This is a genomic window from Stenotrophomonas sp. 1337, assembly GCF_031455455.1.
Classification (GTDB): domain Bacteria; phylum Pseudomonadota; class Gammaproteobacteria; order Xanthomonadales; family Xanthomonadaceae; genus Stenotrophomonas; species Stenotrophomonas indicatrix.
Window position 1 is genome coordinate 43,218 of record NZ_JAVDSR010000009.1, and the last position, 25,650, is coordinate 68,867.

At 66.5% G+C, this 25,650-nt stretch carries 20 protein-coding genes; 12 read left to right on the top strand and 8 right to left on the bottom strand.

What is annotated here, in order from left to right; translation table 11 throughout:
• The first annotated feature begins 27 nt into the window (after nucleotides 1–27).
• Nucleotides 28–1,953 carry a molecular chaperone DnaK gene (gene dnaK / locus J2X70_RS13570; protein ID WP_025878871.1) on the top strand — a complete coding sequence of 642 codons (1,926 nt, stop codon included), beginning with the start codon at nucleotides 28–30 and terminating at the stop codon, nucleotides 1,951–1,953.
• A gap of 154 nt (nucleotides 1,954–2,107) precedes the next feature.
• Entirely contained in the window at nucleotides 2,108–3,241 is a 1,134-nt protein-coding gene (gene dnaJ / locus J2X70_RS13575) for a molecular chaperone DnaJ (RefSeq protein WP_025878872.1), read from the top strand.
• Between the two features lie 99 nt (nucleotides 3,242–3,340).
• Here dnaJ and J2X70_RS13580 read toward each other — a convergent pair whose 3' ends face one another.
• A complete protein-coding gene (locus tag J2X70_RS13580) occupies nucleotides 3,341–4,138 on the bottom strand; it encodes a helix-turn-helix transcriptional regulator (protein ID WP_033830869.1) in 798 nt (265 codons plus the stop codon).
• Nucleotides 4,139–4,211: 73 nt separating this feature from the next.
• Here J2X70_RS13580 and J2X70_RS13585 point away from each other — a divergent pair, with 73 nt between their 5' ends.
• The 3 genes from J2X70_RS13585 to J2X70_RS13595 all read left to right on the top strand — a co-directional run bounded on the left by J2X70_RS13585 (nucleotide 4,212) and on the right by J2X70_RS13595 (nucleotide 8,028).
• A complete protein-coding gene (locus tag J2X70_RS13585) occupies nucleotides 4,212–5,411 on the top strand; it encodes an MFS transporter (protein WP_309910746.1) in 1,200 nt (399 codons plus the stop codon).
• 587 nt (nucleotides 5,412–5,998) lie between these two features.
• The gene (gene pdxY / locus J2X70_RS13590; RefSeq protein WP_059063846.1) at nucleotides 5,999–6,907 is read left to right on the top strand and encodes a pyridoxal kinase; all 909 of its coding nucleotides are present in this window, start codon (nucleotides 5,999–6,001) and stop codon (nucleotides 6,905–6,907) included.
• Nucleotides 6,904–8,028: a prephenate dehydrogenase gene (locus tag J2X70_RS13595; RefSeq protein WP_080149109.1), complete on the top strand. Its 1,125-nt coding sequence runs from the start codon at nucleotides 6,904–6,906 to the stop codon at nucleotides 8,026–8,028. The genes pdxY and J2X70_RS13595 overlap by 4 nt, the downstream gene beginning before the upstream one ends.
• Nucleotides 8,029–8,196: 168 nt before the next feature.
• Here J2X70_RS13595 and J2X70_RS13600 read toward each other — a convergent pair whose 3' ends face one another.
• The 5 genes from J2X70_RS13600 to J2X70_RS13620 all read right to left on the bottom strand — a co-directional run bounded on the left by J2X70_RS13600 (nucleotide 8,197) and on the right by J2X70_RS13620 (nucleotide 12,360).
• A complete protein-coding gene (locus J2X70_RS13600) occupies nucleotides 8,197–8,391 on the bottom strand; it encodes a hypothetical protein (protein ID WP_025875144.1) in 195 nt (64 codons plus the stop codon).
• A gap of 68 nt (nucleotides 8,392–8,459) precedes the next feature.
• On the bottom strand, nucleotides 8,460–10,238 hold the full coding sequence (locus tag J2X70_RS13605) for an ABC transporter transmembrane domain-containing protein (RefSeq protein WP_223482268.1): 1,779 nt from the start codon (nucleotides 10,236–10,238) through the stop codon (nucleotides 8,460–8,462).
• Complete coding sequence (locus tag J2X70_RS13610; protein WP_223482269.1) at nucleotides 10,231–10,827, bottom strand: YigZ family protein; 597 nt, start codon at nucleotides 10,825–10,827, stop codon at nucleotides 10,231–10,233. The genes J2X70_RS13605 and J2X70_RS13610 overlap by 8 nt, the downstream gene beginning before the upstream one ends.
• A gap of 34 nt (nucleotides 10,828–10,861) precedes the next feature.
• On the bottom strand, nucleotides 10,862–11,845 hold the full coding sequence (locus J2X70_RS13615; protein WP_309910749.1) for a hypothetical protein: 984 nt from the start codon (nucleotides 11,843–11,845) through the stop codon (nucleotides 10,862–10,864).
• Complete coding sequence (locus tag J2X70_RS13620; protein WP_229291374.1) at nucleotides 11,842–12,360, bottom strand: RNA polymerase sigma factor; 519 nt, start codon at nucleotides 12,358–12,360, stop codon at nucleotides 11,842–11,844. The genes J2X70_RS13615 and J2X70_RS13620 overlap by 4 nt, the downstream gene beginning before the upstream one ends.
• Before the next feature lie 247 nt (nucleotides 12,361–12,607).
• On the opposite strand from J2X70_RS13620, the gene J2X70_RS13625 reads away from it, so the two are divergent.
• Entirely contained in the window at nucleotides 12,608–15,454 is a 2,847-nt protein-coding gene (locus J2X70_RS13625; protein ID WP_309910751.1) for an EAL domain-containing protein, read from the top strand.
• Between the two features lie 19 nt (nucleotides 15,455–15,473).
• Here the strand turns inward: J2X70_RS13625 and J2X70_RS13630 are convergent, their stop codons facing one another.
• Together J2X70_RS13630 and J2X70_RS13635 are read right to left on the bottom strand one after the other, a co-directional pair.
• Entirely contained in the window at nucleotides 15,474–16,067 is a 594-nt protein-coding gene (locus J2X70_RS13630; RefSeq protein ID WP_025875132.1) for a TIGR00730 family Rossman fold protein, read from the bottom strand.
• Between the two features lie 194 nt (nucleotides 16,068–16,261).
• Complete coding sequence (locus tag J2X70_RS13635) at nucleotides 16,262–17,758, bottom strand: aminotransferase class III-fold pyridoxal phosphate-dependent enzyme (RefSeq protein ID WP_218789122.1); 1,497 nt, start codon at nucleotides 17,756–17,758, stop codon at nucleotides 16,262–16,264.
• A 210-nt stretch (nucleotides 17,759–17,968) separates the two neighbouring features.
• On the opposite strand from J2X70_RS13635, the gene queA reads away from it, so the two are divergent.
• The 6 genes from queA (at nucleotide 17,969) to fabV (ending at nucleotide 25,636) form a co-directional block, all read left to right on the top strand.
• Nucleotides 17,969–19,036, top strand: coding sequence for a tRNA preQ1(34) S-adenosylmethionine ribosyltransferase-isomerase QueA (gene queA / locus J2X70_RS13640; protein ID WP_309910754.1), 1,068 nt, complete (start codon nucleotides 17,969–17,971; stop codon nucleotides 19,034–19,036).
• A gap of 137 nt (nucleotides 19,037–19,173) precedes the next feature.
• Nucleotides 19,174–20,304: a tRNA guanosine(34) transglycosylase Tgt gene (gene tgt, locus J2X70_RS13645; protein ID WP_025875126.1), complete on the top strand. Its 1,131-nt coding sequence runs from the start codon at nucleotides 19,174–19,176 to the stop codon at nucleotides 20,302–20,304.
• Between the two features lie 134 nt (nucleotides 20,305–20,438).
• Entirely contained in the window at nucleotides 20,439–20,783 is a 345-nt protein-coding gene (gene yajC / locus J2X70_RS13650) for a preprotein translocase subunit YajC (RefSeq protein ID WP_025875124.1), read from the top strand.
• Between the two features lie 61 nt (nucleotides 20,784–20,844).
• The gene (secD, locus tag J2X70_RS13655; protein ID WP_033830879.1) at nucleotides 20,845–22,701 is read left to right on the top strand and encodes a protein translocase subunit SecD; all 1,857 of its coding nucleotides are present in this window, start codon (nucleotides 20,845–20,847) and stop codon (nucleotides 22,699–22,701) included.
• A 15-nt stretch (nucleotides 22,702–22,716) separates the two neighbouring features.
• On the top strand, nucleotides 22,717–23,697 hold the full coding sequence (secF, locus tag J2X70_RS13660) for a protein translocase subunit SecF (RefSeq protein ID WP_025875120.1): 981 nt from the start codon (nucleotides 22,717–22,719) through the stop codon (nucleotides 23,695–23,697).
• Between the two features lie 679 nt (nucleotides 23,698–24,376).
• Nucleotides 24,377–25,636, top strand: a complete 1,260-nt coding sequence (gene fabV / locus J2X70_RS13665; protein WP_309910758.1) for an enoyl-ACP reductase FabV — start codon at nucleotides 24,377–24,379, stop codon at nucleotides 25,634–25,636.
• Nucleotides 25,637–25,650: the final 14 nt, after the last annotated feature.

Here is a 25,650-nt window from a genome sequence, read left to right on the forward strand (position 1 = left end):
AACAACATCCTTCAAGGAGTCTCCCCCATGGGCAAGATCATTGGTATCGACCTCGGCACCACCAACTCGTGCGTGGCGATCATGGACGGCGGCAAGGCCCGCGTCATCGAAAATTCGGAAGGCGATCGCACCACCCCGTCGATCGTCGCCTACACCAAGGACGGCGAAGTCCTGGTCGGTGCCTCGGCCAAGCGCCAGGCCGTGACCAACCCGAAGAACACCTTCTACGCGGTGAAGCGCCTGATCGGCCGCAAGTTCACCGACGCCGAAGTGCAGAAGGACATCGCGCACGTCCCGTACAGCATCCTGGCCCATGACAATGGTGATGCCTGGGTGGCCACCAGCGATGCCAAGAAGATGGCACCGCAGGAAATCTCGGCCAAGGTGCTGGAGAAGATGAAGAAGACCGCCGAGGACTTCCTCGGTGAGAAGGTCACCGAAGCGGTCATCACCGTGCCGGCCTACTTCAACGACAGCCAGCGCCAGGCAACCAAGGACGCTGGCCGCATCGCCGGCCTGGACGTCAAGCGCATCATCAACGAGCCGACCGCGGCCGCGCTGGCCTATGGCCTGGACAAGGGCGACAACAAGGATCGCAAGATCGTTGTCTACGACCTGGGCGGCGGCACCTTCGACGTCTCGGTGATCGAGATCGCCAATGTCGACGGCGAGAAGCAGTTCGAAGTGCTGGCCACCAACGGCGACACCTTCCTGGGTGGCGAAGACTTCGACAACCGCGTCATCGAGTATCTGGTTGAAGAGTTCAACAAGGACCAGGGCATCGACCTGCGTAAGGATCCGCTGGCCCTGCAGCGCCTGAAGGATGCTGCCGAGCGCGCCAAGATCGAGCTGTCCAGCGCCCAGCAGACTGAAGTGAACCTGCCGTACGTCACCGCTGACGCGTCGGGTCCGAAGCACCTGAACATCAAGCTGACCCGCGCCAAGCTGGAATCGCTGGTGGAAGAGCTGATCAGGAAGTCGATCGAGCCGTGCCGCGTTGCGTTGAATGACGCCGGCCTGCGTTCGAGCGACATCAGCGAAGTGATCCTGGTCGGCGGCCAGACCCGCATGCCGAAGGTGCAGCAGGCTGTCACCGAGTTCTTCGGCAAGGAACCGCGCAAGGACGTCAACCCGGACGAAGCCGTGGCACTGGGTGCTGCGATCCAGGGCGGCGTGCTTGGCGGCGACGTCAAGGATGTGCTGCTGCTGGACGTGACCCCGCTGTCGCTGGGCATCGAAACCATGGGCGGTGTGTTCACCAAGATCATCGAAAAGAACACCACCATCCCGACCAAGGCCTCGCAGGTGTTCTCCACCGCCGAGGACAACCAGTCGGCCGTGACCGTGCACGTGCTGCAGGGTGAGCGCGAACAGGCCCGCTTCAACAAGTCGCTGGCCAAGTTCGACCTGTCCGGCATCGAGCCGGCCCCGCGCGGCCTGCCGCAGGTGGAAGTGTCCTTCGACATCGACGCCAACGGCATCCTGCACGTGTCGGCCAAGGACAAGAAGACCAACAAGGAACAGAAGGTCGAGATCAAGGCCGGTTCGGGTCTGTCCGAGGAAGAGATCGCACGCATGGTCGCCGACGCGGAAGCCAACCGCGAAGAAGACAAGAAGTTCCAGGAGCTGGTGCAGGCCCGCAACCAGGCCGATGCCCTGATCCACGGCACCCGCAGCGCGATCACCGAGCACGGCAGCAAGGTTGGTGGCGAAGTGATCGGCAAGGTGGAAGCGGCCCTGGCCGATCTGGAAACCGCGATGAAGGGTGACGACAAGGCGCAGATCGAAGCCAAGTCGAAGGTGCTGGAAGAAGCTGGCCAGTCGCTGTTCGCTGCGGCTTCGGCCGACCAGGGCGGTGCCGCCCCGGGTGCCGACGCCGGCAATGCGGGCAAGGCGCAGGATGACGTGGTGGACGCCGAGTTCACCGAAGTCAAGGACGACAAGAAGTCCTGATCCGGACCGACACGGGACGCTGGTTGCCAGCGTCCCGTTGTCGTACCAGGGTCCTGACCGCCCTCTGGCGTGTCGGGGCGCCCGACGCAAGAGCGGACCTGGTTCCGCTCTTCCGCTTTGACGAATCCCGACTTTCCGGAATGCGATCCACGATATGAGCAAGCGCGATTACTACGAAGTGCTGGGCGTTGCCCGCACCGCCACCGACGAAGAACTGAAGAAGTCCTACCGCCGTTGCGCGATGAAGTTCCACCCGGACCGCAACCCGGGTGATGCGGCGGCCGAAGCCTCCTTCAAGGAGTGCAAGGAAGCCTACGAAGTCCTGTCCGACGGCAACAAGCGCCGCATGTACGACAGCCATGGCCATGCCGCGTTCGAACACGGCATGGGCGGTGGTGGCGGTGGTCCGGGCGGCCCGGACATGAACGATATCTTTGGCGACATCTTCGGCAACATCTTTGGTGGTGCCGGCGGTGGTGGCCCGCGCCAGGCGCGTCGCGGCGCCGACATCGGTTACGTGATGGAGCTGGACCTGGAAGAAGCGGTGCGTGGCGTCGAGCGCCGCATCGAGATTCCGACCCTGGCCGAATGCGGCGACTGCGATGGCAGCGGCTCGGAGGACGGCAAGGTCGAGACCTGCAATGTCTGCCATGGTCGTGGCCAGGTGCGCATCCAGCGCGGCATCTTCGCCATGCAGCAGGCCTGCCACAACTGTGGTGGCCGTGGCCAGATCATCGCCAAGCCCTGCAAGACCTGCCACGGCAACGGCCGTGTCGAAGAAGACAAGGTGCTGTCGGTGAAGGTGCCGGCGGGCGTGGATACCGGCGACCGCATCCGCCTGGCGGGTGAGGGCGAGGCCGGCCCTGCGGGGACGCCACCGGGCGATCTGTACGTGGAAGTGCGCGTGCGCGAGCACCACATCTTCCAGCGCGACGGCGACGACCTGCACTGCGAAGTGCCGATCCGCATTTCGCAGGCCGCACTGGGCGATACCGTGCGCGTGGCCACCCTCGGTGGTGAAGCGGAAATCCGTATCCCGGCCGAGACGCAGACCGGCAAGCTGTTCCGCCTGCGCGGCAAGGGCGTGCGGTCGGTGCGCAGCCGCAGCGAGGGTGACCTGTACTGCCGCGTGGTAGTGGAGACGCCGGTCAACCTCACCAGCGACCAGCGCAAACTGCTGGAGCAGTTCGAAGCCACCTTCAACGGCGAGGATGCGCGCAAGCATTCGCCGAAGTCGGCGACCTTCATCGACGGCGTCAAGGGCTTCTGGGATCGGATGACGTCCTGATCCCTTGAGGGAAATGTTGAACGACAGCGCCGGGCCATGCCCGGCGTTTTCGTTTCCGGCGCAGCAGATCCGCGCCATGCGTGGACGCGGTGCAACGGATCAACGGAAGAATGCCGCCGGCGTCTGCCCCAGCTGGCGCTTGAACATGCTGGTGAATGCACTGGGGCTGTCGTAGCCCATCGCCAGCGCCACATCGATCACCTTCTCGCCGCGGGCCAGCCGTTCCATCGCGGCCAGCAGGCGCGCCTGCTGCCGCCACTGGCCGAAGGTCATGCCCAGTTCGCTGGCGAAGTGGCGCTGGATGGTTTTCACGTCGATCGCCAACGCCTGCGCCCAGTCCTGCAGGGTCGCCTCGTCGCCGGGATGTTTCTGGATGTGCTGGCAGATCCTGTGCAGGCGCGGGTCGACGGGCTCGGGCAGGTGCAACGGCAGTACGTCCATGCGGCGCAGTTCGTCGAGCATCAGCCGCACCACGCGGCCATCGCGGCTGTCTTCTTCATGCGGCCCGTCGATCAGGATGGCTGCCTGCAGCAGTTCGCGCAGCAGGGGGGCCACCTGCACGGCGAAGGGCTCGGCGGGGAGCTGCGGGGCGAATGACGGTTCGATGTACAGGCTGCGCATGTGCACCTCGGCGATGCAGTCGACCGCATGCGCCATGCCCGCCGGCATCCAGATGGCGCGGGTGGAGGGCACCACCCAGCGGCCGACCTCCGAGCGCACCACCATCAGCCCGGACATGGAATAGACCAGCTGGTGCCGCCGGTGCTTGTGCGCCGCGATGTGGGTGCCGGCGCGGTAGTCGCGTGCGCGGCAGGTGACCGGGCGATGCACCGGCACCTCGTTCCACGGCGCGGTTTCGCGGATGGGGCAGGGGGTGTCCTTTTTGCGATAGGCCATGACCAGAACGCGGCAGAAGGGAGCGGATGCCCACCGTAGCATGCACGGCTCGCCCCCATCCTGACCGTGCGCAATGTCGACTCTGGCTTCTCCCGCCGTATCCGCCCGCCCCGTATCGCCCGGAGTGCTGGCGGCAATCTCCAGCTCGCACATGGTCAACGACATGATGCAGTCGCTGATCCTGGCCATCTATCCGGTGATCAAGGGCGGCTTCAATCTCAGCTTCACCCAGATCGGCCTGATCACGCTGACCTACCAGCTCACCGCCTCGATCTTCCAGCCGCTGGTCGGCCTTGCCACCGACCGCCGGCCGGCCCCGTACTCGCTGCCGATCGGCATGGCCTCGACCTTGTGCGGCATGCTGCTGCTCGGCTTTGCGCCCAACTACGCGATGGTGCTGCTGGCCGCCGCGCTGGTCGGTATCGGTTCGGCCATCTTCCATCCGGAAGCCTCGCGCATCGCACGCCTCGCCTCCGGCGGCCGTCATGGCCTGGCGCAGTCGGTATTCCAGGTGGGAGGCAACTTCGGCACGGCGCTGGGGCCGCTGATCGCCGCAGCGGTGATCGTGCCCTATGGCCAGCATGCCGCATCGTGGTTTGCCGGTGCAGCGTTGATCGGCATTGCCCTGCTGACCTATGTCGGTCGCTGGTACTCGCTGCATCTGGGCGTGCCCCGGCCAGCAGCACACGGTGTGACTGCCGCGCGCCATCCGCCGCGCATGATCGCCCGGGTGCTGGCCATCCTGCTGGTGCTGATCTTCAGCAAGTACTTCTACATGGCCAGCATCGGCAGCTACTTCACCTTCTACCTGATGCATCATTTCGGCATTCCGGTGGCGCAGGCGCAGCTGCATCTGTTCGCCTTCCTGGTGGCGTCCGCCGCGGGTGGATTCTTCGGCGGTCCGCTGGGCGATCGTATCGGTCGCAAGCCGATCATCTGGGCCTCGATCCTGGGCGTGGCACCGTTCGCGCTGATGCTGCCGCATGCCGACCTGCTGTGGACGACGGTGCTGGCGGTGCTGATCGGCTTCGTGCTGTCTTCGGCCTTCTCCGCGATCGTGGTCTATGCGCAGGAAATGATGCCGCACCGGATCGGCATGGTGTCCGGGTTGTTCTTTGGCTTTGCCTTCGGCATGGGCGGCCTCGGCGCAGCGGTGCTCGGTCTGCTGGCTGACAAGACCAGCATCGAATTCGTCTACCAGCTGACCGCGTTCCTGCCGTTGCTGGGCATCGTCGCGGCCTGGCTGCCGCCGTCCAGGCCTGCTGCGCACTGAGGGGTGTTCTTCGGCAGGGCTGCGCCCTGCACCTGCAGATGCTTCAAGCCAAGGCAACGGCCGAAGCAAAAGCAGGTTCCCTGTGGGTAGGCGGGGTGGGTCCGGTTGCGGGGGACGCTGCAAGTACGTCCCTGTAAGCTCGGTCGCGCCATCCATGGCGCTCACGCCCCCGCAACCGGATCCACCCCGCCTTCGACAGATTTCTGCAATCTGTCGGGATGGCATGACTTGCTGTTGGTGGGTGTCGACCTTGGTCGACACGTCGTGGATGCTCTTCGATTCGAATTCGAAATATTCGATTCCGATGGAGATTCATCCACGCATGTCGTGGCTCCATCACCATCCGTCACCGGGAAACTGTCGAGGGCGGGGCGGTATGGGGCTGCAGGACCGTTGGCGCCATGGATGGCGCCATCGAGCCCCCATGGATGGGTTTACGGCGTGTCCTGCAGCCCCATGCCGCCCCGCCAAACCAGAGAATAGCCAGAGCCGGCTGTTGCTGTTGCCTCGGCTTTGGCTGTGGCTGTTGCCTCTGCAGGTGCAGGGCGCAGCCCTGCCGAAAACCCCCTTGGGCGTAGAATGCGGGCATGAGCGAATCCCTCGACAACCACCTGGTCCACGGCCGCCGCCAGCGGCCCGACGGCCCTTCGCCGATCGATGTCATTTCGGTCCAATCACAACTGGTCTACGGCCATGCCGGCAACAGCGCCGCGCTGCCCCCGATGCGTGCGCTCGGCGTGCGCGTGGCCTCGATCCCGACCACGCTGCTGAGCAATGCGCCGTTCTACGAGACCACCCGTGGCCGTGTGCTGCCCAGCGACTGGTTCGCCGATCTGCTGCTCGGCACGCATGAACGGGGTCTTCCGCAGCGGGCGAAGATGCTGGTCTCCGGTTACTTCGGCAGCGCTGCCAACGGTGCGGCCTTTGCTGATTGGCTGGACGAGATCCTGCCGGCATGTCCGCAGCTGCGCTACTGCCTGGACCCGGTGATCGGCGATACCCACACCGGTCCCTACGTGGAGCCGGGACTGGAAGCGATCTTCGCTGAGCGCCTGCTGCCGCATGCATGGCTGGTTACCCCGAATGCCTTCGAACTCGGTCGCCTGACCGGCATGCCGGCGCTGGCCGAAGCCGATGCCATTGCTGCTTCGCGCGCGCTGCTGGCACGGGGGCCGCAGTGGGTGCTGGCACACAGCGTCGGCGGCAATCCGGGCGAGCTGGTGACGCTGGCTGTGGGGCGCGAGGAAACCTGGCGCTGGACCTCGCCGCTGCTGCCTGTGGATGTGGCAGGCACCGGCGATGTGCTGATGTCGCTGATGGTGTCCTTCCTGCTGCGTGGTGAGCCGATGCAGATGGCCATCTCGCGGGCCATCGCCGGCACCCATGCGGCGCTGGAGGCCACCCTGGCCCACGGCTTCGAAGAGTTCGACGTGATCGCGGCCGCACCGGCGGCACTGGCCGACGGCATGCGCTTCCGCGCCGAACGGCTGGCATGAGCGATCTGCACGAACGCACGCCGCGCACGGTCGGCATCGTCGGCAGTGCCGGCGCCTATGGACGCTGGCTGACCCGGTTCTTCGAACAGCACATGCAGGTGCGCGTGATCGGCCACGATCCGGCCGATCCGGGTTCGCATGCGCCGGAGCAGTTGCTGGAACAGGCCGACGTGTTGGTGTTCTCCGCACCGATCCGGCACACGTCCACGTTGATCGCCGAGTACGCGCGCCTGTCGGCGGGCCGCGAGCAGGAACGCTTGTGGCTGGATGTGACCTCGGTGAAGGAAGCGCCGGTGCAGGCGATGCTGGCCTCGTGCGCCGAAGTGGTGGGCCTGCATCCGATGACGGCGCCGCCCAAGGCGCCGACCCTGAAGGGCCGGGTGATGGTGGTCTGCGAGGCGCGACTGCAGCACTGGCGGCCCTGGGTGGACGCGTTGTGCCTGGCACTGCAGGCCGAATGCGTGCGTGCCACCCCGCAGCACCATGACCAGATGATGGCGCTGGTGCAGGCGATGGTGCATGCGACCCACTTGGCCCAGGCAGGTGTGCTGCGCGAGTACCAGCCGCAGCTGGGCACGCTGGCGGCGATGCTGCCGTATCGATCGGCCTCGTTCGAACTGGATACCGCGATCATCTCGCGCATCCTGTCGTTGAATCCGGCGATCTACGAAGACATCCAGTTCGGCAATCCTTATGTGGCGCCGATGCTGCAACGCCTGATCGGCCAGCTGCAGACGCTGCAGGTGCAGGTCGGGCAGGGCGACGATGCTGCGCGGGGTGCGTTCCGCGATCACCTGCTGGAGGCCAACAGGAGTGCCTTCGGCGATCAGGCCCTGGCTGCGGGCAACTACACCTTCGAGCGCGTCGGCTATCTGCTGGCCGACCTGACGGAGCGCAATGCACTGTCGGTGCATCTGCCTGAAGACCGCGCCGGTTCGTTGCGTGAGCTGCTGAACGTGTTCGAGCAGCATGGCATCAGCCTCGCCTCTATCCACTCCTCGCGCACGCCTGCTGGCGAAGTGCATTTCCGCATCGGTTTCGTGGCCGGGAGTGAGCCAGGGGCTATCGCGGCAGCCGCGGCCGAAGTGGATGCCAGCGGGATCGGCCGGGTGCTGGCGTAACGCCATTCATCCACAGGGCGTGTGGATGGCTTCTGCGCAAACATGTGGATAACCGGCGGCAGGCCTTGGCGTGCAAGGCTGTCAAGATGGTTGGTCAAAAAATGACCAACCTTTTTTCTGGCCGGAACAGCAGTAGAGCCGGGGCATGCCCGGCTCTGCGGTGGATCGCTAGATCGACAACCTGACCTCGCCGCCGCTGGTGGTGAACTCGCGGCCGTTGCGTACCAGCTGGCGTCCGTCATCAAGCTCATAACGCGGCGTCGCTTCGGAGCCATGCCCACTGCCGCTGGCCTCGGGCTTGAACTCGATGATGATGTGGCTTTCGCCATTGCTGTCGACAGCGGGGAACTGACGGAACGACATGCCTGGCCTCCTTCAGTGGTTCTTCGCTACGCCACCAGAGTGATCCGGCCGGTGTTAGCCGGCCGTCATCAATCGATGAACTGCAGGCGTGCAAGCTCCGCATACAGGCCGCCTTCAGCCAGCAGCTGCGTATGCGTGCCTTCGGCCACGATACGGCCATGGTCCATCACCACGATGCGGTCGGCCTTCAGCACGGTCGCCAGCCGATGGGCGATGACCACCGTGGTGCGCCCCGCCATCAAGCGTTCCAGCGCCTGCTGCACGCCATGTTCGCTCTGTGCATCCAGCGCGCTGGTGGCTTCGTCGAGCAGCAGGATCGGTGCGTCCTTCAGCAAGGCACGGGCGATCGCCACGCGCTGCTGCTGGCCACCGGACAGGCGGGCACCGCGCTCGCCCAGTTCGCTGTCGTAGCCCTCTGGCAGCGCACGCAGGAAGGCGTCGGCCTCGGCGGCACGGGCTGCGTCCTCCACCTCGGCGTCACTGGCCTCCAGCCGACCATAGCGGATGTTGTCGCGCGCACTGGAGGCGAACAATGTCGGTTGCTGCGGCACCAGCGCCAGCTGCGCGCGAAGCTCGGCCGGATCGACCTCGCGCACATCGATGCCGTCCACGCAGATGCGGCCGCTTGCCGGATCGTGGAAGCGCAGCAGCAACGACAGCACCGTGCTCTTGCCGGCGCCTGACGGGCCGACCAGGGCGACGGTTTCACCCGGCCGCACGTGCAGGTTGAAATGGTCCAGCGCGGGCTGGTCCGGTCGCTGCGGGTAGTTGAACACCACGTCGTCGAAACGGATCTCGCCACGCAGCGGCTGTGGCAGCGCACGCGGCTTGGCCGGCGCACGGATCTCGATGTCTTCCTGCAGCAGCTCGCCGATGCGGCCCATGCCGCCGGATGCGCGCTGCAGTTCGTTCCACACTTCGGCCAGCGCACCGACCGAACCACCACCGATCAGTGCGTACAGCACGAACTGGCCCAACGTACCGGCGCTGAGCCGCCCGTCGATGACGTCGTGCGCGCCCAGCCACAACACCCCGACAATCGCACCGAACACCAGCAGGATGGCGCTGGCGGTCACCAGCGACTGCGCGCCGATGCGCCGGCGCGCGGCACGGATCGCATCGCCCAGCGCATGGTCGAAACGGCCGCGTTCATAGGGCTCGCGCGCATGCGCTTGCACGGTGCGCACCGCGCCCAGCGTTTCGCTGGCCAGGCTGTTGGCATCGGCAATGCGGTCCTGGCTGCTGCGCGCGATGGTACGCAGCTTGCGCGCGCCGATGATGATCGGCAGCACTGCCAGCGGGATGCCGAGCAGCGACCAGGCGGCCAGCCGCGGACTGGTGACAAACAGCATCGCCAGGCTGCCGACCACGGTGACACTGCTGCGCAGCGCCACGGACATGGTCGAGCCGACCACGCTGCGCAGCAGTTCGCTGTCGGCGGTCAGGCGCGAAACCAGCTCGCCGCTGCGGCTGCGGTCGTGGAAGCCGGCGCCGAGCTGGATCAGGTGCGCGTACAGCCGGCTGCGCAGATCCGCCACGACCTTCTCGCCGAGCAGCGAAACAAAGTAGAAGCGCGCCGCCGTCGCCAACGCCAGCACCACAGCGACCAGCATCAGCAGCGCAAAGGCACGGTTGATCTGGCCACCGCTGCTGAAGCCGTGGTCGATCATCTGCTTCACCGCCGGCGGCAGGCTCAGGGTCGCCGCTGAAGAAACGGCCAGGGCCAGCAGCCAGGCGCTGAACAATCCGCTGTGGCGGCGCACGAACGGCCACAGTGTGCGCAGGCTGCCGAGGCGGCGCAGCGGCGGGGAGGCCGGGTCGGTCGCCGGTGCGTCCTTGTCAGTCATCGAGGCGGTCATCTTGGATACGGATACGATCACGGGTGGCGTCGCGCAGGCGGATTTTCAATGCGTCGACCTGCTCTGCGGGCAATTCCACCCGCAATCTCACGCCATTGGCATCGAACTGTTCATCGCGCTTTTCGGCCGCGTGGGCCGGCAGGGCCGCATGCAGCGCGCCCAGGTCCTCGAATCCAGCCACCAGCTGCAGCCGCGCCATCGCCACCAGTGGCAGGCGCGGCGCGGTGCGCAGGCATTCGGCAGCGGCGCCGCCGTAAGCCCGGACCAGGCCACCGGCGCCCAGCTTGATGCCGCCGAACCAGCGGGTGACCACCACCATCACCCGGTCGAATCCCTGGCCATCGATGGCGGCCAGGATCGGGCGGCCCGCGGTGCCGGCGGGCTCGCCGTCATCGCTGGAGCGATAGTCCTGGCCGTGCCGGTAGGCCCAGCAGTTGTGGGTCGCATCGGCTACCGATACGTCCTGCAGAAATGCCATCGCCGCAGACGCGCTCTCGATCGGCGCGGCATGCGCGATGAAGCGGCTGTGCTTGACGTCCAGGGTGTGGTTGACCGGTTGGGCGAGGGTGTCGGGCATTCCCTTCATTCTACGGGCTTGCCGCCGACGTGCCTCAGTCGTCCAGCAACGGTCGCACATCCTTTGGCAGGCGCGCCTCTGGATAGGTCTGCAGATAACGCTCCAGGCTCGCCCGGGCCAGGTCGCGCTGGCCGGCGTCGCGGCGCTCGCGGATCTTCTGCAGCCATTGCCGGCGTGGCAGCCGGGCATCGGCCTGCACTTCGGCCTGTACCGCGTCCGCGCTGAGGTTCGCGTCGCTTGCGCGGCGCATGACGCCAGGCGCGGTTCTGCCGGCCGCGTCCTGCTTGGCCGCGGTGAGCGCGACGCGGTCTTCGGCCGTGGCCTGTGCGGAGGACATTGATTCGGCCGCCGCCGCAGTGGCCTTGCGCGCCCTCATCGTCGCGGCAGGGGCCGCAGGCGCAGGTGCCGAATAGGCTTCGGCCGCGGGGGGCGCTGCCGCTGGCATCGGAGGCGGCGCAAACGCTGTGTCGGCTGCAGGCGCAGGTGGCGGTGCCGGCGCCATCATCGGAGCAGGTGCCTGCCGGGGTGCGGCAGGCGCGGGTTTCACCACCTCCGCGATGGTCGGTGCCGGTGCCGGTGCTGTCTTGGCCGCCGCAGGTGCCGGTGCTGCGGCCGGTGCAGGTACCGGTGCGGCTTCGGTGGCCGCGACATCGGCGGCCGCGCTGTCGTAGGCCGTGCCTTCGGCGCTCGCATCGGCCGCCATTTCCTGTGCAGCCGGCGCGGTGGCAACTGCCTCGGCAGGGGCCGAGGGCGGCTCTGGACGCATCTGCCAGGCGATGCCAACGGCGAACACCGCCGATGCGGCCACGCCGAATACGGCCGGCCAGCGGCGGCGCGGGCGCAGCGTGCGCGGTGCCACCGGCGCTGGGGCCGCCTCGCGTGCTGGCGTCTCCACGGCCGCACGCGCAGCGGCGAGGATCGCCGCGTCCAGTGCCGGCGGAGGGCCCTGTTCGGTGCGGCGCCCAAGCAGGCGTGCCAGTTCGCGTTCTTCCGGCGTCAGTGCATCGTCTCGGTTCATGCGTTCAGTCCCGCACGCAGCTTGTCCATCGCATAGCGCAGCCGCGATTTCACGGTTTCCCGGCCAACGCCGGTGATCTGGCCGATCTCCTCCAGGCTCAGTTCCTGTTCCAGCCGCAGCTGCAGCACTTCGCGCTGTTCTGCGGGCAGTTCTTCCATCGCCAGCTGGATGCGGCGACGTTGCTCGAATTCGGACAATTCCGCTTCCGGTGTCTGCCCATCTTCCAGCGCGGCCAAGCGCAGATCGGCATCGGCCGGTGCAGGGGGGCGATGGCGGGCGGCGCGCCAATGGTCGTTCAGGCGGTTGTGGGCGATGCGGAACAGCCAGGTGCTGAAGGCGGCATCGGCCTGCCAGCCTGCACGCGCGCTGATCACCCGCTGCCAGACGTCCTGGAACATCTCCTCGGCCAGCGCGGTGTCGCGCAGCTGCCGCAGCAGGAAGCCGAACAGGCGCTTGCGATGACGGGCATACAGGCTTTCGAACGCGTGCACTTCACCGGCGGCCCAGGCCAGCATCAAGGCTTCATCGGTTGGCAGGGCGCTGGCATCCACGCCGTACAGGGTAAGCCCTGCAGGCGGTGGCGCATAGCCAGCGATGGGGTGGGACAGGGCGACAGTCACGGCAGGAACCGGGAGGGGATCGAAAGGAAAAACGCCCGAGGGCACGTTTCGGGGTTGCCGGGCTTCCATTGCCCCCCGGGTGGCGCGTTATGCTCGGTAATTCAGGGGAGGCGGCGCTCAGGCGGCGCCAAGAGAACGTCATTTGTCCACCGAAGCCGACCGCGCGCTGGAAGCGTCAAACAACGAGCCTGTGCTGAGCGCAGCGCTGGTGCGCGCGCTGCATGCGCTGTTGCCGGAAACGGCGATCGTGCGCGTCGGCTGGGACGATCCGCAGCTCGGCAGCGGGCAGGGCGGTTGGCCGATCGGCGGTGGCGAGGAGGACATCTGGCAGCCGCTGGCCGACCATGCTGAAGGCCGCCACGGCTGGGAATACGACGGCGCCCGGCTGCTGCTGTCGGTACGCGGCGCGACGCCTTCCCCGGCCTGGTGGGGGCTGGCCCGGCAGGCCATGGAGCTGGCCCTGCAGCGGGGCCGCCAGGCGGGGCAGATCAAGGCGCTGGAAGAAGCTGAGCGGTTGCAGCAGGCCCTGTTCCAGATTGCCGACCTGGCCGGTGCCGACCTGGAAATGAGCGAGATGCTGCGCCACGTGCATGGCGTGCTGGGCACGCTGATGTACGCGCAGAACTGCTACATCGTCGAGTATGACGATGCCCGCCGGCAGATCCGCTTCCTGTACTTCGCCGACCAGGTCGATGATTTCGTCGCCGATCCTGCCCAGGGCTACGACATCGACCAGATGCCGCGCAGCCTGACAGTGGCGCTGCTGCGGCATGGCCGGCCGTTGAGCGGGCCTTCGCGCGAACTGCTGGCGCGGGTAGACCAGGAGCACGACCCGCAGCGCGGCCCGGAGAGCCTGGACTGGCTGGGCGTGCCGATGCTGCGCGATGGCCGCGTGTGTGGTGCGATCGTGGTGCAGAGCTACGAGCATGCCGACCGCTACGGCGAGGCCGAACGGGCCCTGCTGGGTTTTGTCGCCCAGCACGTGCAGACCGCCATGGACCGCCGCCAGGCGCAGGTGCGGCTGGAGCAGCAGGTGGAACGGCGCACGCAGGAACTGCAGCGCGCCAATCTCAGCCTGCAGGATGAAGTGGCCGAGCGCCGCCGCGCCGAGCAGTTGCAGACCGCGCTGTACAACATCGCCGAAATGGCGATGTCGGCCGACAGCCTGGCGCAGTTCTACGGGCAGGTACACGGCGTGGTCGGGCGCTTGCTGGATGCGCGCAATTTCTATATCGCGCTGGTCAATGCCGAGGGCGATGGGCTGGATTTCGTCTATTCGGTCGACGAGCACAACGCGAGTCGTGCACCACGCGCGTTCAGTCGCGGCCTGACCGAGTATGTGGTCCGCCATCGTCGGCCATTGCTGGCCTCGCGTGAGCAGATCGATGCGCTGCTGGAAACCGGCGAGGTGCGCGAATCCGGCGCACGTTCGCAGTGCTGGCTCGGCGTGCCGTTGCTGCGCGACGACGAAGTGGTCGGTGCGATCGTGGTGCAGAGTTACACCGAGCAGATCGCCTTCAGCGTGCATGACCAGCGACTGCTGATCTTCGTTGCGCAGAACATCGGCACCGGTCTTGCGCGCCAGCGCGACCAGCAACGACTGCGCTCGGCGCATGCCGAGCTGGAAAAGCGGGTGGAGGAGCGCACCCGCGAGCTGGGCGAGGTGAACGAAAAACTGCTGGGCCAGATCGGCGAGCGCCTGCGCGCCGAGCAGCGACTGACCCACCAGGCGATGCACGACGCGCTGACCGGACTGCCCAATCGCCTGCACCTGCTGGACAGGCTGCAGGATGCGCTGGCGCTGGCCCGGCGCGAAGGCGGCCCGGTGTTCGCGGTGCTGTTCCTGGACCTTGACCGCTTCAAGCTGGTCAACGACAGCATCGGTCACGCCGCCGGCGATCGCATGCTGGTGGAAGTAGCCAAGCGCATCGTGTCCATGGCCGGCGACAATGATGTGGTGGCGCGCCTGGGCGGTGATGAGTTCGCCGTGCTGCTGCACTGTCCGGAGGGCCTGGCGCAGGCGCTGGATTTCGGCCAGCGGCTGTTGCTGGCGCTGCAGGAATCGATGTGGATCGCCGGTCGCGAGCTGTTCCCCTCCGGCAGCCTGGGCATCGCCTTGTGGAACCCGCGCTATCGCACCGGCGAGGAACTGCTGCGCGACGCCGATGCGGCGATGTACCGGGCCAAGGCCCAGGGCCACGACCGCTGCTCGATCTTCGATGAGGAAATGCGCGAGCAGGCGCTGCGCAGCCTGGATCTCGAGGCCGACCTGCGGCGGGCGATCAACAACCGTGATTTCGTGCCGTTCTACCAGCCGATCGTGCGCCTCTCCGACGGCGAGGTGGTCGGCCACGAGGCCCTGCTGCGCTGGAAGCACGAGCGCCGTGGCCTGCTGCTGCCAGGCGCGTTCCTGGAACTGGGCGAGGAAAGCGGCCTGATCGAACAGGTCGACTGGTTGATCTACGAGCAGGTCATCGCCGGCCTTGCCGATGGTGGGCGTGGCTATGTGTCGGTCAACGTGTCGCCGCGGCATTTCCGCTCCGCCGAGTTCAGCGGGCGCCTGTATGGCCTGCTGGAGGCGAGCAACGCGGACCCGCGGCGGCTGCGCCTGGAGATCACCGAGGTGGCGCTGCTCGATGACGGTCCACACACGCTGCGCATCCTGAAGGGCCTGCGTGAACGCGGCATCCAGGTGCAGCTGGATGATTTCGGCACGGGTTTCTCGGCGCTGTCCTACCTGCACCGTTTCCCGATCAGCACGTTGAAGATCGACCAGAGCTTCATTGCCGGCCTGCACGGCCCGGAGGCACAGAGCACGCGCGCGCTGGTCGAAGGCGTGCTGTCACTGGCACGCACGCTGGGCATCGAGACGATCGGCGAAGGCATCGAGACCGAGGCGCAGCGTGCCACGCTGTTCGAGCTCGGCTGCGACTACGGCCAGGGCTACCTGCTGGGCCGGCCGGCACCGTGGACGCGCGCGGCAGCCTGAGCCACCGCGCACGTAGTCCTCAACGCAGCGCCGCGCGGCGCTTCTCGTCGATCCACTTCGAGGCCTGGGCCGGCTGGTAGTTCTTCATCCAGGCCAGCATCTCCTCGATGTCCGAGCCGTACCACAGGTCCTGGCGCTGCTCGGGGTGCAGGAAGCGCTCTTCCACCATGCGATCGATCATGCCGATCAGCGGCGCATAGAAGCCGTCCACATCAAGGAACGCGCAGGGCTTGTTGCCGATGCCGAGCTGGCGCCAGGTCAGCATCTCGAAGATCTCTTCCATGGTGCCGAAGCCGCCGGGCAGGGCGACGAAGCCATCGGACAGATCGAACATGCGCGACTTGCGCTCATGCATCGAACCGACGATCTCCAGTTCGGTCAGGCCGCGATGGGCCACTTCCCAGTCGGCCAGCTGGCGCGGAATCACGCCGGTGACCTCACCGCCGGCGGCGAGCACGGCATTGGCCACGGTACCCATCAGGCCGACATTGCCGCCGCCGTACACCAGGCGCATGCCGTCGCGGGCGATGCGATCGCCCAGCGCGATGGCGCGTTCGGTGTAGACCGGCTTGCTGCCAGCGTTGGAACCGCAGTACACACAGATCGACTTCATGGATCTTCCTGTCTTGGCCGGAAACGAAAACGCCCCGCGGTCAACCAGTGAAGCCGGTCGCAGGGCGGGGTGTCCGGGCAATTATGAGGCTTTGCCGTTGTTCTCTGTAGCGCCGGGCTTTGCCCGGCGATATTTCGTTCAGATCAGGGCCAGCCCTTCAGCCGGGCAGCGCCCGGCTCTACGAGGGTCTGGGATTACGCAGCGGCCGCCTGTTCGCGGCGCGGCCCTTCACGCAGCGCACGGCCCACCATGCCTACCAGGAGGTCCAGCTCGCTGCTGTCCATGCCGAAGTGCGGGGTGAAGCGCAGCGAGTTCTCGCCACCATGGATCACGTTGATGCCGTGCTGGCGCAGCCATTCCTCGGTGGAATTGGCGCCATAGCACTTGAACTGCGGGGCCAGTTCGCAGGAGAACAGCAGGCCGGTGCCCTGCACCTTGGTGATCAGGCCGCCCAGTTCGTTCTTCAGCTGCTCCAGCTTGCGCACGGCCTCGGCACCGCGCTCAGCGATGTTGGCGCGGACCTGCGGGGTCAACTGGGCCAGGGTGGCGCAGGCCACGTCCAGCGCACGCGGGTTGCTGGTCATGGTGTTGCCGTAGATGCCCTTGCGGTACAGCTGCGCGGCGTGCTCGGTCACGGCCAGCACCGACAGCGGATACTGCGCGGCGTTCAGTGCCTTGGAGTAGGTTTCCATGTCCGGCGCGTCCAGGCCTTCGAAGCCCGGATAGTCGACCACCGACAGCACGCCATGGGCGCGCAGGCCGGCCTGGATCGAGTCCAGCAGCAGCAGGCTGCCGTGGGCGCGGGTCAGTTCGCGGGCCAGCGCATAGAACGCCGGCGGCACGGAGCGGCCCGGGTCACCTTCGCCCATCACCGGCTCCAGGAACACCGCTTCGATGAACCAGTTGTTGTGCGCGGCATCCTCGAACACCTTGCGCAGGCCGGCCTCGTCGTACGGGGCGACGGTGATCACCGACTCCTCGCCACGGTAGCTGGCCAGATGCTGCATGTAGGTCTTGCGGCTGGAATCGGAATACAGCGCCGGTCGGTCGGTGCGGCCGTGGAAGCTGCCCTTGATGACTACGCGCTTGATTGCCGCACCGGCATGGCGGGCACCCGGGTCGGTCTGCAGCTTGGCGTTGACGTCGGCGATGCGCGCGGCCAGGCCAACCGCTTCAGAGCCGGAATTCAGGCACATGAAGCGCGTGAACGGGCAGCCGCCACGACGGTGGCCGATCTCGGCCCGCAGCGCGGTGATGAAGCGCTGCTGGGACAGGCTGGGGGTCATGATGTTGGCCATCACCTGCGGCCGTGACATCGCCTCCATGACGGCGTCCGGGGTGTGGCCGAAGCCCAGCATGCCGTAGCCGCCGGCGTCGTACAGCACCGCGCCTTTCAGGGTGACCACCCACGGACCACGCGCGGCCAGCGCCACGTACGGGGTCACCGCATCATCGGCGTAGAAATTGACGAAGCCGTCCTGCATGGCATCGATCTGCGCCTGCTCATCCTGTGCCAGCAGCGGCCCCAGCTCAGCCTGCACGCGCGCGAATTCGGCAGCAGCGGCATCGACCGCGGCGACCAGCTGCGGATGGTTGGCGGCGAGGGTGGTCAGGGTTGCGTCATCCAGGCCGTTGGTGAGGCGGGTGCCGGGCTGGGCGCGGAGGGGGGCGAGGCGTTCGATGAAGCTCATTGCAGATCTCCTGAAACGTTGGGTCGCACGGGCCTTCAAAAGCAAAACGCGCGTCTTCACGCGCGCTTGGGGCGGGCTCGTGCAGCGGACTTCCTCGTCGATGCTAGCACTTGTTTTTTTGCGCGATAACCCCGCAAAAGACTGCTGCATAGCAGCATTTTGCGCGACGTTCGGCCTCGCTCGTGCCGGCTCGCAGACGCTGGACGTACAATGCGCGCCATTGTCGACCTGTTGCCGTCCACTGCCTTGAAGAAGTCCGATTTCCATTACGAACTGCCGGCCGAACTGATCGCCCAGGCCCCCTTGGCCGAACGCTCGGCGAGCCGCCTGCTGCTGGTGCCGCCGGCGCCGGCTGCCTTCACCGACCTGCAGGTGCGCGACCTGCCATCGCTGCTGCAACCGGGCGATCTGCTGGTGTTCAACGACACCCGGGTGATTCCGGCGCGCCTGTTCGGGCAGAAGGCCAGCGGTGGCCGCGTGGAAATCCTGATCGAGCGCCTGCTCGGCGGCCAGCAGGCGCGGGCCCAGGTCGGTGCCAGCAAGTCGCCGAAGGCCGGCAGCCGCATCGCCCTGGATGCCGGTGGCGAAGCCGAAGTGCTGGGGCGCGACGGCGAGTTCTACGTGCTGCAGTTCCATGTGCCGGAATCGCTGGAGCAGTGGCTGCTGCACGCCGGCCGGCTGCCGTTGCCGCCCTACATCCAGCGCGAGCCCGGTGTGGACGACCGCGAGCGCTACCAGACCGTGTTCGCGCGCGAAGTGGGCGCCGTGGCGGCACCGACCGCCGGCCTGCACTTCGATGAGGCGCTGCTGGCAGCACTGAAGGACAAAGGCGTGGATTTCGGCCACGTCACCCTGCACGTGGGCGCAGGCACGTTCCAGCCGGTGCGCGCCGACGACCTGAAGGACCACGTCATGCACCGCGAGTGGCTGAACGTCGGTGCCGAGCTGGTGCAGCAGGTGCGACGCACGCGTGCGGCCGGTGGCCGGGTGATCGGCGTCGGCACGACGGTGGTGCGCGCGCTGGAAAGCGCGATGCGTGAGGGCGAGCTGCTGCCGTTCGCGGGCGAAACGCAGATCTTCATCACCCCCGGCTACCGGATCCGCAGCGTCGACGCGATGGTGACCAATTTCCACCTGCCCGAAAGCACGCTGCTGATGATGATCTCGGCGTTTGCCGGCAAGGGGCGCGTGTTCGAGGCTTACCAGCACGCGATCGAGCAGCGCTACCGGTTCTTCAGCTACGGCGACGCGATGCTGCTGTTCCCGCAGGCGGGGTAGGGGCGAGGTGGGTAGCGCCGGGCCATGCCCGGTGGGCAGCAGTTGCGGGTCATCCGCCGGGCATGGCCCGGCGCCACCGGAGCAGGAAGGGCGGTTTTGGGAGACAATGGGCGACTATTTGCCCGAACGACCGCTCCATGTCCCGATTGCAGTTCCAGCTCCAGACCCGTGATGGCCGCGCCCGCCGTGGCCGCCTGACCTTCCCGCGTGGCACGGTGGAAACGCCGGCCTTCATGCCGGTGGGGACCTATGGCTCGGTCAAGGGGATCCTGCCGGACCAGGTGCGTGCGCTGGGCGCCGAGATCATCCTCGGCAACACCTTCCACCTGTACCTGCGGCCGGGCCTGGACATCATCGCCGACCACGGCGGCCTGCACGGCTTCTGCCGCTGGGATGGCCCGATCCTGACCGACTCCGGCGGCTTCCAGGTGTTCTCGCTGGCTCACCGCCGTAAGATCACCGAGCAGGGCGTGACCTTCGCCTCGCCGACCGACGGTGCCCGGGTGTTCCTGGGCCCGGAGGAGAGCATGAAGATCCAGAAGGTGCTCGATTCGGACGTGGTGATGATCTTCGACGAGTGCACGCCGTACCCGGCCACCGAGGACGTCGCCCGCCGGTCGATGGAACTGAGCCTGCGCTGGGCCCAGCGCAGCCGCAACGCGCATGACGAACTGGGCAACGATGCGGCCCTGTTCGGCATTGTCCAGGGCGGGGTGCATACCGACCTGCGCAGCCGTTCGGCCGAGGCCCTGCAGGGGATCGGCTTCGACGGCTATGCCATTGGCGGCCTGGCCGTGGGCGAGCCGGAAGACGAGCGCAACGCCATGCTCGACCATCTGGATCCGGAGCTGCCGGCCGACCGTCCGCGCTACCTGATGGGCGTTGGCCGCCCTGAAGACCTGGTCGAGGGTGTCGCCCGTGGCGTGGACATGTTCGATTGCGTGATGCCGACCCGCAATGCGCGCAACGGCCACTATTTCACCTCGTTTGGCACCGTCCGCATCCGCAATTCGCAGTACGCGCGGGACATGGACCCGATCGAGCCGGGCTGTGGCTGCGTGGCCTGTGCCGGCGGCTATACCCGCTCGTACCTGCGCCATCTGGACCGCTGCAACGAGATGCTGGCGCCGATGCTGGGCACCCAGCACAACCTCTTCTATTACGAAAAACTGATGGCCGACATCCGTGCAGCCATCGAGGCGGGAACCTTCCTGGCCTTCCGCGAGTCCTTCTACGCAGCACGCGGGGCGGTAGCGCCGCCCCTGTAAACCCGCAGCACCCTGCCAAACGGCCCAAGGACGAACGCCCGGGGCCGTGGCATACTTCAAGGCTGACCCAGATCCGCGGTCGACACCTCGTGCCCGTGAAACGGCCGAAGCGCCGCCCAACCAAAGGACCAACGATGAACCTGCTTGCCTTCCTGATTCCCGCCGCCCACGCCCAGGCCGCTGGCGGCCAACCGCAGGGCATGGGCCTGACCACGCTGCTGTTCCCGATCATCCTGATCGCCATCATGTACTTCCTGATGATCCGCCCGCAGATGAAGCGGCAGAAGGAGCACAAGGCCATGCTGGAGAAGATCAAGCGCGGCGACGAAGTGCTGACCAACGGCGGCATCGCCGGCAAGGTCACCGATATCGGCGACAACTTCGTCACCGTCGAAGTGGCCGAGAACGTGCGCATCCGCGTGCAGAAGGGCGCTGTCGGCAGCGTGCTGCCGACCGGCACCCTGGATTCGGCCAAGTAAGCCACTCCCTTTCTGAAGCACAACCGCGGCGCCGGGGATGGCGCCGCGCGGGACCCAAGCAATGCTCGAATTTCCACGCTGGAAGTACGTCGTCATCGTGATCGTACTGGCGCTCAGCACGCTGTACGCACTGCCCAACATCTACCAGAAGGACCCGGCCATCCAGATCACCGCCAACCGTGGCGGGCAGATCGACGATGCGCTGCGCGACCGTGTGCTGGCCGACCTGAAAAAGGCCGGTGTCACCACGATCGGTGCAGAGAAGGAAGGGGACAGCCTGATCGTCCGCCTGTCGGACCTGAAGTCGCAGTCTGCCGCCAGCGATGCGCTGCGTGACAGCGTGGGCGAGAACTACACGGTTGCCCTGAACCTGGCCTCGACCGTGCCGGACTGGCTGGCCAAGCTCGGCGGCCGCCCGATGGTGCTGGGCCTGGACCTGCAGGGCGGCGTGCACTTCGTGCTGCAGGTCGACCAGAAAGCCGCGCTGGACAAGCGCCTGGACGCCTACACCGAGGACGTGCGCAGCACCCTGCGTGATGCGCGCATCGCCTACCAGTCGGTCGAGCGTCGTGCCGACAACACCATCGTCGCCAACCTGAGCCCCTCGGCCGGCGAAGACGCCGGTACCCGTGCCCGCGCCGCGCTGGCCAAGGCGCAGCCGACCCTCGGCTATGACGTCAGTGGCAACCGCATCACGGTCTCCATTCCGGAAGCGGAAATCACGCAGATCGCCAACGGCGCCATCGAGCAGAACATCAACACCCTGCGCAACCGCGTGAACCAGCTCGGCGTGTCCGAGCCGATCATCCAGCGCCAGGGTGCTGATCGCGTGGTGGTGCAGCTGCCGGGCGTGCAGGACACGGCCGAAGCCAAGCGCATGATCGGTGCCACCGCCACCCTGGAATACCGGGCCGTGGTGGAAGGCAACGCGCAGGACGCCATCGCGTCGGGTCGTATTCCGCCGGAAGCGAAGGTCTACCAGCGCCGTGACAACGGCGGTCCGGTGCTGCTGAACAAGCGCGTGATCGTCACCGGTGACCAGATGGTGGCCGCGCAGGCGGTGACCGACTCCACCAGCGGCACCCCGGCAGTCAGCGTGACGCTGAACAACGTCGGTGGCCAGCGCATGTTCGACTTCACCAGCGCGAACGTGAACAAGCCGATGGCGGTGGTCTACACCGAGCGCGTGCCGACCGTGACCGTCGTCGACGGTGAGGAAGTGCGTGGCTTCAAGGTCAACGAGGAAGTGATCTCGGTGGCCAACATCAACGGCGTGTTCGGCAAGAACTTCCAGACCACCGGTCTGCAGAAGAAGGAAGCCGAGGACCTGGCCAAGCTGCTGAAGTCGGGCTCGCTGGCTGCGCCGATGGACTTCGTCGAAGAGCGCGTGGTCGGCCCGAGCCTGGGCGCGGAGAACGTCAAGAACGGCATCACCGCGGTGGTCTACGCGTTCATGTTCACCTTGGTGTTCTTCACCATCTACTACCGCATGTTCGGCCTCATTACTTCGATCGCGATGCTGTTCAACCTGCTGATCGTGGTGGCGGTGATGTCGCTGTTCGGCGCGACCATGACCCTGCCGGGCTTCGCCGGCCTGGCGTTGTCGGTCGGTCTGTCGGTCGACGCCAACGTGCTGATCAACGAGCGTATCCGTGAAGAACTGCGTGCCGGCGTGCCGGGCAAGACCGCGATCGTGACCGGTTACGAGCGCGCGTCGGGCACCATCCTCGACGCCAACCTGACCGGCCTGATCGTCGGTGTGGCGCTGTTCGCATTCGGTACCGGTCCGCTGAAGGGCTTCGCGCTGACCATGATCATCGGTATTTTCGCTTCCATGTTCACCGCGATCACCGTATCGCGTGCACTGGCGACGCTGATCTACGGCCGTCGCAAGAAGCTCCAGAACGTGGCCATCTGACGGGACGACACGCACATGAAACTGTTTCCGCTGCACATCCTCCCGAACGATACCAAGATCGACTTCATGCGCTGGCGCCATGTCGCGATGGTCGTCACGATCATCGTGTTCCTGGCCTCGATCGGCATCATCGGCTTCAAGGGCTTCAACTACGCTCTGGACTTCACCGGCGGCACCCTGATCGAAGCCCGCTTCGAACACGCGGTGGATGTCGAGGACGTCCGCAGCAAACTTGAGCAGAACGGCTTCGACGGCGCCCAGGTACAGAGCGTCGGTGGCAACACCGACCTGCTGATCCGCCTGGCCCCGCACGGTGAGCACGCTCCGGGTACCGGCGGCGCTTCGGCCGAGGACAAGGCGACTGCCGCGGCCGTGGTCAAGGCGGTCTCTTCGGCTGACAACCAGGCCACCGTGCTGCGCAACGAGTTCGTTGGCCCGCAGATCGGCAAGGACCTGGCGATGAATGGCCTGTATGCCACCATCTTCATGCTGGCCGGCTTCCTGATCTACATCGCGGTGCGTTTCGAATGGAAGTTCGCGGTCACCGCGAGCATCGTGGCGATGTTCGACCTGATCGTGACGGTGGCCTACGTGTCGCTGCTGGGCCGTGAGTTCGACCTGACCGTGCTGGCCGGCCTGCTGTCGGTGATGGGCTTTGCGATCAACGACATCATCGTGGTGTTCGACCGCGTCCGCGAAAACTTCCGCAGCCTGCGCGTGGAGCCGATGGAAGTGCTGAACCGTTCGATCAACCAGACGCTGTCGCGTACGGTGATCACCGCGGTGATGTTCTTCCTGTCCGCACTGGCCCTGTACCTGTACGGCGGCAGCTCGATGGAAGGCCTGGCCGAGACGCACATGATCGGTGCGGTGATCGTGGTGCTGTCCTCGATCCTGGTGGCGGTGCCGATGTTGACGGTCGGCGCGCTGCGCGTGACCAAGCAGGACCTGCTGCCCAAGGCCAAGGACGTCGAGGCCCTGGCGCGCCGTCCGTAAGCCTCTGCTGCACGCAGTACACAGAGAACCCCGCGCAAGCGGGGTTTTTTGTTGGCAGGGCTGCGCCCTGCACCCGCAGAGGCAAGAGCAACGTCAACGTCCAAAGCGGAGCTGGCTTTCTGCTGGCTGGCCGGGGCCATGTGGGTTGGCAGGACACGCCGTAAACCCGTCCATGGGGGCTCGATGGCGCCATCCATGGCGCCAACGGTCCTGCCAACCCACATGGCCCCACCCCCGACAGATTCCTGCGGCTGTTGGTAGGCGTCGACCTTGGTCGACACATCTGTGAGATATCGAATGAACTCATCCGTGTCGACCAAGGTCGACACCTACCAGGGCCGGACGCTGTTCCAACAGATCGCGGGTAACTGTCGAAGGCGGGGTGGGTCCGGTTGAGGGGGCGTGAGCCGCATGGATGCGGCGACCGAGCTTACATGGACGTACTTGCAGCGTCCCCCTCAACCGGACCCACCCCGCCAATCCACAGGAACCCGGCTTCTGCCGTCGACGTTGCCTCTGCGGGTGCAGGGTGCAACCCTGCAGAACAAACTCCACCCTACGCCGCCGTCGGTTGTGCAATCTTCCCCCGCGCACTACGATCCTGCGGTTCGCGCGCACGCGCGCGCCACGTATTCCTGCTGAGCGCCCCGCGCGCCGCACCTGCCAACCCGAGGTCTTCATGGTCATCAAACCGCGCGTCCGCGGCTTCATCTGCGTCACCACCCACCCGACCGGCTGCGACGCCGCCGTCAAGCAGCAGATCGACTACATCCGTGCGCGCCCGCCGATCCAGAACGGCCCCAAGCGCGTGCTGGTGATCGGCGCCTCGACCGGCTACGGCCTGGCCGCGCGCATCACTGCCGCCTTCGGCAGTAGCGCGGCAACCCTGGGCATCTTCTTCGAGCGCCCGGGCAGTGAAACCAAGCCGGGCACGGCGGGCTGGTACAACTCGGCGGCGTTCCACAAGTACGCCGACGAAGCGGGTCTGTATGCCAAGAGCATCAACGGCGATGCGTTCTCCGATGAGGTGAAGGCCAAGACCATCGAGATGATCAAGGCCGATCTCGGCCAGGTCGACCAGGTGGTCTACAGCCTGGCTGCACCGCGCCGCAAGCATCCCAAGACCGGCGAGATCATCAGCTCCACGCTGAAGCCGATCGGCGAGCCGATCACCCTGCGCGGCCTGGATACCGACAAGGAAGTGCTGACCGAAACCCACCTGCAGCCGGCTACCCCGGAAGAAATCGCCGGCACCGTCGCGGTGATGGGCGGCGAGGACTGGCAGATGTGGATCGACGCGCTGGCCGATGCCGGCGTGCTGGCCAACGGCTGCACCACCACGGCCTTCACCTATGTGGGCGAAGAGATCACCCAGGCGATCTACTGGAACGGCTCCATCGGTGCTGCCAAGAAGGATCTGGACGACAAGGTGCTGGGGCTGCGCGAGAAGCTGGCCAGGATCGGCGGCGATGCGCGCGTGTCGGTGTTGAAGGCGGTGGTGACCCAGGCCAGCTCGGCCATTCCGACCATGCCGCTGTACCTGTCGCTGCTGTTCAAGGTGATGAAGGAAAAGGGCACCCACGAAGGCTGCATCGAGCAGCTCGACGTGCTGTACGACATCCTGTACGGCGCCAAGGCCGATGGCGTGGCGGTCGATCGACTGCGCCACGACCTGGTCGATGGCGATGGCCATACCGTTGCGCTGATCGATGAGGAAGGCCGCCTGCGCGCCGACTACAAGGAAATGGCCGCTGACGTGCAGGGCAAGGTGCTGGCGCTGTGGCCGCAGGTGACCAACGAGAACCTGTACGAGATCAGTGACCTGGCCGGCTACAAGGCCGATTTCCTGCGCCTGTTCGGTTTCGGTGTCGAAGGCGTCGACTACGAAGCCGACGTCAACCCGGACGTGAAGATCGACAACCTGGTCGATCTGACCTGATCAGCGGAAAAGGC

Bases quoted from the DNA above. Each gene is read 5' to 3' on its own strand.
- J2X70_RS13615 (WP_309910749.1), bottom strand. From the start codon at position 11,845: ATGAACCGAGACGATGCACTGACGCCGGAAGAACGCGAACTGGCACGC.
- J2X70_RS13600 (WP_025875144.1), bottom strand. From the start codon at position 8,391: ATGTCGTTCCGTCAGTTCCCCGCTGTCGACAGCAATGGCGAAAGCCAC.
- J2X70_RS13595 (WP_080149109.1), top strand. From the start codon at position 6,904: ATGAGCGATCTGCACGAACGCACGCCGCGCACGGTCGGCATCGTCGGC.
- dnaJ (WP_025878872.1), top strand. From the start codon at position 2,108: ATGAGCAAGCGCGATTACTACGAAGTGCTGGGCGTTGCCCGCACCGCC.
- pdxY (WP_059063846.1), top strand. From the start codon at position 5,999: ATGAGCGAATCCCTCGACAACCACCTGGTCCACGGCCGCCGCCAGCGG.
- J2X70_RS13610 (WP_223482269.1), bottom strand. From the start codon at position 10,827: ATGCCCGACACCCTCGCCCAACCGGTCAACCACACCCTGGACGTCAAG.
- secF (WP_025875120.1), top strand. From the start codon at position 22,717: ATGAAACTGTTTCCGCTGCACATCCTCCCGAACGATACCAAGATCGAC.
- tgt (WP_025875126.1), top strand. From the start codon at position 19,174: ATGTCCCGATTGCAGTTCCAGCTCCAGACCCGTGATGGCCGCGCCCGC.
- J2X70_RS13620 (WP_229291374.1), bottom strand. From the start codon at position 12,360: ATGCTGGCCTGGGCCGCCGGTGAAGTGCACGCGTTCGAAAGCCTGTAT.
- J2X70_RS13585 (WP_309910746.1), top strand. From the start codon at position 4,212: ATGTCGACTCTGGCTTCTCCCGCCGTATCCGCCCGCCCCGTATCGCCC.
- J2X70_RS13635 (WP_218789122.1), bottom strand. From the start codon at position 17,758: ATGAGCTTCATCGAACGCCTCGCCCCCCTCCGCGCCCAGCCCGGCACC.
- fabV (WP_309910758.1), top strand. From the start codon at position 24,377: ATGGTCATCAAACCGCGCGTCCGCGGCTTCATCTGCGTCACCACCCAC.
- J2X70_RS13605 (WP_223482268.1), bottom strand. From the start codon at position 10,238: ATGACTGACAAGGACGCACCGGCGACCGACCCGGCCTCCCCGCCGCTG.
- secD (WP_033830879.1), top strand. From the start codon at position 20,845: ATGCTCGAATTTCCACGCTGGAAGTACGTCGTCATCGTGATCGTACTG.
- yajC (WP_025875124.1), top strand. From the start codon at position 20,439: ATGAACCTGCTTGCCTTCCTGATTCCCGCCGCCCACGCCCAGGCCGCT.
- queA (WP_309910754.1), top strand. From the start codon at position 17,969: ATGCGCGCCATTGTCGACCTGTTGCCGTCCACTGCCTTGAAGAAGTCC.
- J2X70_RS13580 (WP_033830869.1), bottom strand. From the start codon at position 4,138: ATGGCCTATCGCAAAAAGGACACCCCCTGCCCCATCCGCGAAACCGCG.
- J2X70_RS13630 (WP_025875132.1), bottom strand. From the start codon at position 16,067: ATGAAGTCGATCTGTGTGTACTGCGGTTCCAACGCTGGCAGCAAGCCG.
- dnaK (WP_025878871.1), top strand. From the start codon at position 28: ATGGGCAAGATCATTGGTATCGACCTCGGCACCACCAACTCGTGCGTG.